General features: G+C 63.3%; 6 protein-coding genes. All 6 read left to right on the top strand.

Annotated elements, in window-relative coordinates; translation table 11 throughout:
* Positions 1-1,235, top strand: a 1,235-nt coding sequence (gene murF, locus AADA04_RS07245; protein WP_340692585.1) for a UDP-N-acetylmuramoyl-tripeptide--D-alanyl-D-alanine ligase, incomplete at its 5' end; no start/stop codon positions are given.
* Complete coding sequence (gene mraY / locus AADA04_RS07240; protein WP_340692584.1) at positions 1,235-2,428, top strand: phospho-N-acetylmuramoyl-pentapeptide-transferase; 1,194 nt, start codon at positions 1,235-1,237, stop codon at positions 2,426-2,428. The genes murF and mraY, both read left to right, overlap by 1 nt.
* A 9-nt stretch (positions 2,429-2,437) precedes the next feature.
* Entirely contained in the window at positions 2,438-3,853 is a 1,416-nt protein-coding gene (gene murD, locus AADA04_RS07235) for a UDP-N-acetylmuramoyl-L-alanine--D-glutamate ligase (RefSeq protein ID WP_340692583.1), read from the top strand.
* Positions 3,850-5,001, top strand: coding sequence for a putative peptidoglycan glycosyltransferase FtsW (locus AADA04_RS07230; RefSeq protein WP_340692582.1), 1,152 nt, complete (start codon positions 3,850-3,852; stop codon positions 4,999-5,001). The genes murD and AADA04_RS07230 overlap by 4 nt, the downstream gene beginning before the upstream one ends.
* Positions 4,994-6,094 (top strand): UDP-N-acetylglucosamine--N-acetylmuramyl-(pentapeptide) pyrophosphoryl-undecaprenol N-acetylglucosamine transferase, encoded by a 1,101-nt coding sequence (locus AADA04_RS07225; protein WP_340692581.1) that lies wholly within the window; start codon positions 4,994-4,996, stop codon positions 6,092-6,094. Before AADA04_RS07230 ends, AADA04_RS07225 begins: the two co-directional genes overlap by 8 nt.
* Before the next feature lie 49 nt (positions 6,095-6,143).
* Positions 6,144-7,130 (top strand): UDP-N-acetylmuramate--L-alanine ligase (gene murC / locus AADA04_RS07220; RefSeq protein WP_340692580.1); only part of this gene is annotated, 987 nt, incomplete at its 3' end.

Here is a 7,130-nt window from a genome sequence, read left to right as displayed (position 1 = left end):
TGTCGAAACCCGTCACGGGCGGTCCGACCATAATGGTCGACGATGTGCTGGTGGCGCTGGAAATGATGGGGATCGCGGCGCGGGCCCGGTCCGGCGCGATCCGCACGGCGGTGACCGGCAGCGTGGGCAAGACCAGCGTCAAGGAAATGCTGGCGCGGATCTATCGCGCCGCTGGCCCGGCGCACTGGAACGTCAAGAGTTTCAACAATCACTGGGGCGTGCCGCTGACGCTGGCGCGGATGCCGGAATCGACCGAGCGCGCGGTCTTCGAGATCGGCATGTCGACGCCGGGCGAGATTGCGCCGCGCAGCCATATGGTGCGACCGCATGTCGGCATCGTGACCTGCATTGCCGGCGCGCACCTCGAAGGACTCGGCAGCCTCGAAGCCGTGGCCAATGAAAAGGCGGATATTTTCGCTGGCATGGAAGCGGGTGGTACGTTCATCCTGCCAGCCGATGACGCCTTCCTCGACCAGCTGTCGGCGCGGGCGCGTGAGCTCTGCCCGACGGGAAACCTCGAAACCTTCGGCACGGCGGAAGACGCCACTGCGCGGGTGACGGGATATGAAACCAATGGCCTGACCAGCCGCATCAGCGTGGACGTGATCGGTCAGCGTGCGGAACTGGAAATCGCCGCCGTCGGCAAGCATTGGGCGCTCAATGCGGCGGCTGCGTTGCTGGCGGCAAGCCAGACGGGCCGCTCGGTTGCCGATTGTGCTGAAGCCCTGTCCGGCTATTCACCGCCGCCGGGACGCGGCACGGTAGAGCAGATCGCCCTGCCGCAAGGTGGCCAGTTCACGCTGGTTGACGATGCCTACAATGCCAACCCGGCCAGCATGCGCGCCGCCCTCTCGGCGCTGGCGCAGCGTTCGGGCGGCCGCCGCCTCGTGGCGCTCGGCGAGATGCTGGAAATCGGCGAAGAGTCAGCGCGCGAGCATGCCGGACTTGCGCCGGATGTTGTCGCGAGTGGAGCAGAAGGCGTCTTCCTCGCGGGTGACAAAATGACTCACCTCGCAGAGGCGCTTCCGCCCAGCCTGCAACAGGTATGGGCACCCAAGGCGGATGAGCTGTGGAATGCACTGCTAAACGCAGTGAGAGATGGCGACGTGCTATTGCTCAAAGGGTCGAATGCCTCCGGAATGGGACTTATTGCAGACCGCTTGCGCCAAAGAAGTGCAGCGGCTGGTTTGGGCAAGATGGATAGCAGCGACGAAGACGCTGCAGAGGTCAGGTGATGCTGTACGAATGGCTGGCCGCGGATAGCGGTTTCTTCAACCTACTGAACTATATCACCTTCCGCGCCGGCGCAGCCGTTGTGACGGCGTTCCTGGTGACAGTGGTGTTTGGTGACGTGATCATCAACATGCTCCGGGCCCGGCAGGGCAAGGGTCAGCCGATCCGTGACCTGTCGCTGGAAGCGCAGATGTCGAAGCAGGGCACGCCCACGATGGGCGGCATCCTGATCTGGATCGGCCTGCTGGTCGGCGTGCTGCTCTGGGGCAATCTCACCAATCCTTATGTCTGGGTCGTGCTGTTCGTGACGCTGTCATACGCGCTGCTCGGATTTCTCGACGATTATGCCAAAGTGACCAAGGAGAGCGCCGAAGGCGTGTCCGCGCGGGCCCGCCTTCTGATCGGCTTCGGCATTGCGGCTGTCGCCTGTGCATTCGTTATGGGCCTGCACGGCGCGCACACACCCGCCGGACATGCCGAGTGGGGCCCGCTGAACGGCCTGGCCGAACAGATTGCCAACCTTGCGCCGACCACTTCGGTGAAGCCGGCTGACCCGGCCTTTTCGGGCGGCGTTGCGGTGCCGTTCGTGAACAATTATTTCCTGCCGCTGGGCGGCTTCTTCATCCTGTTCGGCATGATCGTCGTCGTCGGCAGCGCCACTGCGGTGAACTTCACCGACGGCCTCGACGGACTGGCGATCGTGCCGATGACTTTTGCCGCCGCCGCCTACGCGATGATCGCCTACCTCACAGGTAACTTTGTCTTTGCTGAATATCTCGGCATCCAGTTCGCGCCGGGCGCCGGCGAGATTGCCGTCCTGCTGGGCGCGATGATCGGCGCCGGCATGGGCTTCCTCTGGTTCAATGCCTATCCGGCCAAAGTGTTCATGGGCGATACCGGTTCGCTCGGGCTTGGCGGCATGCTGGGAATCGTGGCTGTCGCGACCAAGCACGAGTTTGCGCTGGTCGTCATTGGCGGCCTGTTCGTCATCGAAGCCTTGTCGGTGATGCTGCAGGTCGGCTGGTTCAAGATCACCAAACGCCTGACCGGTGAAGGCAAGCGCATCTTCCTGATGGCGCCGCTGCACCATCACTTCCAGAAAAAGAACTGGCCTGAAACGCGCGTCGTCGCACGCTTCTGGATCCTGTCTGTCCTGTTCGCCCTCGCGGGCCTCGCAACTTTGAAGCTGAGGTAACCGCAACCCATGATCCCCATTACGGAATACGCAGGACGAGATGTCGCCGTGTTTGGCCTTGGCCGGACAGGCCTCAGCGCAGCAAAAGCGCTGAAGGCTGGCGGCGCACGCGTGCATGCGTGGGACGATAATGAGGACATACGCAACAAGGCCGAAGCCGCCGGCATGACGCTGTCCGACATCAACAAGCGCGACTGGCAGACCTTTGCCGCGCTGGTGCTGTCGCCGGGCATTCCCTACAAGTTCCCGCAACCGCACCGGATCGTGCGCATGGCCGAGATGACCGGCGTGCCTGTTGTTGGCGACATGGAACTTTTCGCGCGGGCCGTGCAGTCGCTGCCGGAACGTGGCCGTCCGAAGATTATCGGCATTACCGGAACCAACGGGAAATCGACCACGACGGCGCTGATCGGGCACATCCTGAAGCAGGCTGGCCGCGATGCGCGCATCGGCGGCACTATCGGCACGGGCGTTCTCGACCTTGCCGCCCTGCACGCCAATGCGGTCTATGTGCTGGAGCTGTCGTCCTACCAGCTGGACCTGGTGAAGAGCCTGCACTGCGACGTTGCCGTGCTGCTGAACATGAGCCCGGACCATCTCGAGCGTCATGGCGGCATGGAAGGCTATCAGGCCGCCAAGATGCGTATCTTCCAGAACCAGCAGAAGGGCGATGTCGCCATTGTTGGCTTCGACGATGTCATCACGCAGTCGATTGCGATCGGCCTCGCGGGGCATGGCCCGGGCCGTGTCGTGCATGCGTCCTCGACTTATACGCTGGGCCGCGGCGTCAGCGCGATTGATGGCCGTCTTTATGACAACCAGTCCGGCAAGGCCGAGCTGATCGGCAACCTGGGCGAGTGTCCCTCCTTGCCCGGCAAGCACAATCACCAGAATGCGGCTGCGGCCTATGCAGCCTGCCGGGCGCTGGGCATCGAGCAGCACGTTATCATGGCGGGGCTCAAGACTTTCCCGGGCCTGCCGCACCGGCTGGAAACCGTCGGTGAAGTGGACGGTGTGCGCTTCATAAATGATTCCAAGGCGACCAATGCCCAAGCCGCCGAACAGGCGCTGAGGGCGTTCAAGAATGTCTACTGGATCGCTGGCGGTGTAGCGAAAGCCGACGGGATCGAGCCGCTGGAATCCCTGTTCCCGAATGTAGCGAAAGCCTACCTAATCGGCGAAGCCGAAAACGCCTTTGCTGCGACGCTGAAGGGGAAGGTTGCCCTGCAGAAATGCGGGACGCTGGAAAAGGCCGTCGAGGCGGCGCTACGCGATGCGAGAGCCGCAGGCGAAGATGCTCCCATCGTTCTGCTGTCGCCCGCCTGCGCGAGTTTTGACCAGTTCCAGGACTTCGAACATCGCGGCGATGTCTTTCGCTCGATTGTCCAGGCAATGATGCCGAACGAGATCAGGGTGACGGCTTGAACCCAGCACCGACCGCCTTGCAGTTTGCCCGGTCCGACACGTCGTGGCTGACCGAATGGCGGCGCACGGTGGACTGGGGGCTGATGGGGGGGGCGTTTTTCCTGATCGCCATCGGCTTGTTGATGTCACTGGCGGCAGGCCCGACGGCGGCAATCCGCATCGGCTACGAGAACGAATATTTCTTTGTCATGCGGCACGCGGTCTTTGCGGCGGCAGCGGCCGTGATCCTTGTCGGCGTCAGCATGCTCGACCAGACATGGGCGCGGCGCCTGGCGACGCTGGTATTCTTCACGGCATTGGCGCTGATGGTGTGGATCCTAGTGTTCGGGTACGAGGCCAAGGGCGCCCAGCGCTGGCTGCGCATTGCGGGCTTTTCGCTCCAGCCGAGCGAGATGGTCAAGCCGGCGCTGATCGTGCTGAGCGGCTGGCTGCTGGCCCAGCGGGAGACCTATCCGAGCGGCCCGTGGGCGGTGATTGCGTTCGTGTTCTATGCGGTGACGCTGGGATTGCTGCTGCTGCAGCCGGACGTCGGGCAGGCGGCGCTGTTGACGGCGGCTTTCGTCATCACGTTCTTCATCAGCGGGCTGCCCTGGAAATGGGCAGCTGCGTTTGCGGGTGGCGGCGTGTCACTTGCGGGCCTGCTGTACGCGCTGTTGCCGCACGTGCGTGCGCGCGTGAACAGTTTCGTCGACCCATCGGCTTATGACACCTATCAGATCGACAAGGCAGCCGAAGCCATCGGGCGTGGCGGCCTGTTCGGCGTCGGGCCGGGGGAGGGCCAGGTCAAGGCGAGCCTGCCGGACGCGCACACCGATTTCATCTTCTCCGTAATGGTCGAGGAATTCGGGCTCGTGGCTGCGATTGTCCTGCTGGCCGTTTTCACGTTGATGGTGCTTCGCGGCTTCCGCGCAGCGGCGCGGCTGGACGACGGTTATGCCCGGGCGGCAGCGGCCGGATTATTCGCTCTGTTCGGGCTTCAGGCTGCCATCAACATCGCTGTCAACGTGGCCCTTATCCCGCCAAAAGGGATGACACTGCCTTTTGTATCATATGGCGGCTCGTCAATGATCGGCACAGCATTGACACTCGGGCTTGCACTGGCCCTTGTGCGCGGACAAGGTACGCGCACAAGAGGCAGGTATGGGTGACGTAAACACCGGAAAACTGGTGATAATTGCGGCAGGTGGCACCGGCGGGCATATGTTCCCGGCGCGCGCCTTTGCCGATGAAATGCATGCGCGCGGTTGGACTGTGGGATTGATCTCCGATTCTCGCGGCCTGCGCTATGCCAGCGACTTTCCAGCCGAGTGGAAGGAAGAGGTGAGGGCGGCGTCGCCGAACTTTCGCAAGCCGTGGACCCTTCCGGCGGCGGCGCTGAAGATCAAATCAGGTATCAACCGGGCCGTGCGCCTGATCGATCAGACGAAGCCTGCGCTTGTGGCGGGCTTTGGCGGCTATCCGGCGTATCCTGCACTGGCTGCTGCGAAAAAGCGCAAGGTGCCGATCATCATTCATGAGCAGAATGCGGTGCTGGGGCGGGTGAACCGACAGTTCGCCCAGCATGCCAAACTGGTGGCCAGCGGATTCAACCGGCTCGACTTCCTGCCGTCTGGCGCGGCCCACATGCCGATCGGCAATCCGGTGCGCGCACCGATCGTCGCGATGCGCGACGCGCCATACCCGCCCACCGACGGTAAACTGGTCCTGTTCGTCACCGGTGGCAGTCAGGGCTCAAGCATAATCGGCGATACGGTTCCACTGGCGATTGCCAACTATTTCCCGGCGTCGTTGCGCGGACGCCTGAAAGTGGTGCAGCAGGTGCGGGAGGAGCAAATGGAGGGCGTGCGCAACATCTACCGGCGCGCGCAGGTCGATGCTGACCTTGCGCCCTTTTTTGCTGACATGCCGGAACGCCTCGCGTCGGCGCACCTTGTCGTGGCCCGGTCAGGCGCCGGCACGGTGAGCGAACTGGCGGTTGTCGGGCGGCCTTCGATCCTGATTCCGCTGGCGATTGCCATGGATGACCACCAGTCAGCAAACGCCGAGGCGCTTACGGATGTCGATGCGGCCGATGTGATCCTCGAGAGCAATCTCTATCCGAAACTCCTTGGCAGCCTGATTGCGGTGCGCCTGGAGCATGGTGACGACCTGCGCCAGCGCGCGGCGGCGGCCAGGTCGGTCGGCAAGGTCAACGCCGCGAGCGATCTCGCCGACATGGCCGAACGTGTCGCGGAGCTATGAAGCCGGGCCGGATTCGGCTACATCGCTGCACTGATCTGGAGACTCAATCATGACTTCACCCACCCCTTTCGACCTCGGCCCTGCACATATCGTCGGCATTGGCGGTATCGGCATGTCGGGCATTGCCGATGTGATGCTGACCATGGGCTATCAGGTCCAGGGTTCGGACATATCCGACAGCGCCAATGTGCAGCGCCTGCGGGAGAAGGGGGCCAACATCTTCATCGGCCATCGAGGCGAGAACGTGAAGGGCGCGGGCACGGTGATCATTTCCTCAGCAATCAGGAAGGACAATCCTGAAGTGCTGGCGGCGCGGGCGGCAGGCATTCCGGTTGTGCGCCGGGCGAACATGCTGGCCGAGATCACGCGCCTCAAATACACGGTTTGCGTGGCCGGCACCCATGGCAAGACGACGACGACCAGCATGGTGGCGTGCCTGCTGGACGGCTGCGGCATCGATCCGACGGTGATCACTGGCGGGATCATCCATGCCTATGGGTCGAACTACAAGGCGGGCGAGAGCGACTGGATGGTCGTTGAAAGCGACGAAAGCGACGGGACGTTTGCCAAGCTGCACCCGACTTGCGCCATCGTGACGAATATCGACCCGGAGCACATGGACCATTACGGCTCCATGGATAAGCTGCGCGAAGCCTTTGATACTTTTGTGGAAAACCTGCCCTTCTACGGCTTCGCCGTGCTCTGCACCGACCATCCAGAAGTGCAGGACCTGGCCGCGCGGGTCACCGACCGGCGGCGGATCAGCTATGGCTTCAACCGGCAGGCCGATGTGCGGGCGGTGAACCTGACGACCGACCTTGATGGCGCGCATTTCGATGTCGCATTGCGGCGCCCGGGTTCTGCCACGCCGCGCGTGATCAAGGACCTGACGCTGCCCATGGCGGGTGAGCACAATGTACAGAACGCCCTGGCGGCGATCACCGTGGCGCTGGAACTGGGCGCAACGGACGACCAGGTCAGGGCATCGCTGGCGGGGTTCGGCGGGGTGAAGCGGCGGTTCACGACGGTGGGGGAA

It is taken from the genome of Hyphomonas sp., assembly GCF_037969335.1.
Taxonomy (GTDB): Bacteria; Pseudomonadota; Alphaproteobacteria; order Caulobacterales; family Hyphomonadaceae; genus Hyphomonas.
This window is presented reverse-complemented; position numbering and strand designations above follow the sequence as displayed.